At 38.3% G+C, this 947-nt stretch carries 1 protein-coding gene; it reads left to right on the top strand.

Annotated features, from left to right (window positions below; translation table 11 throughout):
- Positions 1-87 precede the first annotated feature (87 nt).
- A partial coding sequence (locus HMPREF2876_RS06860) for an IS982 family transposase (RefSeq protein WP_070584553.1) occupies positions 88-947 on the top strand: 860 nt, incomplete at its 3' end.

Below are 947 nucleotides of genomic sequence, written 5' to 3'. Positions count from 1 at the left end.
TACCCGTGGTGCTATTTAATTTCAAAATACTATAAAAGCCCAAAAGGACTATACTGTAAGTAACGAAACAAACAGGAGGTAGTCCTAATGAGCCACTTACATTATACCGATAAATCCCATCATTTACAATGGAATATGAAACAATTATCCCAAATCAGTTCTCAATTTTATCGAACTTACTGCCCTGATTTGTTGAAACATCGTCGCAATATCGGTTTAGCCAAAGTTTCAGATGAGTCTCTTCTTGTTTTATTGCTGCTTCAAGCTGAGTTAGGGATAACATCTCAACGCCGTTTTTACAGGATTTGTCAACTTTTCTTTGGGGACAACTTGCTAGAAAGAAGTCGATTTAACAGACGGACAAAACACTTGATTTGGTTGGTTCAACTCATTCGACAAGCCTTGAGTGGGGCACTCTCGCCAGATAGCATTGTGATTATGGACAGTTTTCCATTGCCACTTTGCCAGCCTATTCGCAATCATAGAGCCAAGATTTTCAGTGATTTCGCTGATATTGGGTATAATGCTGCTAAAAACCTTTGGTTCTATGGTTTTAAAGTCCATATGTTGGTCACTTTGTCGGGTTATATCCTCAACTATGTTGTGACACCAGCTTCTGTACACGACATCAAAGTCGTTGACGAGCTCCTAGAAGGAGGGAAACAATCTATAGTTCTTGCCGATTTAGGCTATCTCAGTCAAGAGCTAAAAGATACGTTAGAACAGAAAGGATATCACTTATGGACACCTTTACGTCAAAACATGGTCGGTGCAGAACAACATAATTACTGGCAGTTACTTGTCATGAGAAGAACGATTGAAAATCGCTTTTCTGAACCTTGTGCGCTATTTGATATTGAGCACACGTTGACTAGAAGTATCATGGGACTACAATTGAGAATGGAACAAATCATACTAGATTATAATTTGAGATATTTTGAAATTAA

The sequence above is a fragment of the Streptococcus sp. HMSC073A12 genome, from assembly GCF_001812815.1.
Taxonomy (GTDB): domain Bacteria; phylum Bacillota; class Bacilli; order Lactobacillales; family Streptococcaceae; genus Streptococcus; species Streptococcus vaginalis.
The sequence above is the reverse complement of the archived record's forward strand: the minus strand, read 5'-3'. Positions and strand labels throughout refer to the sequence as shown.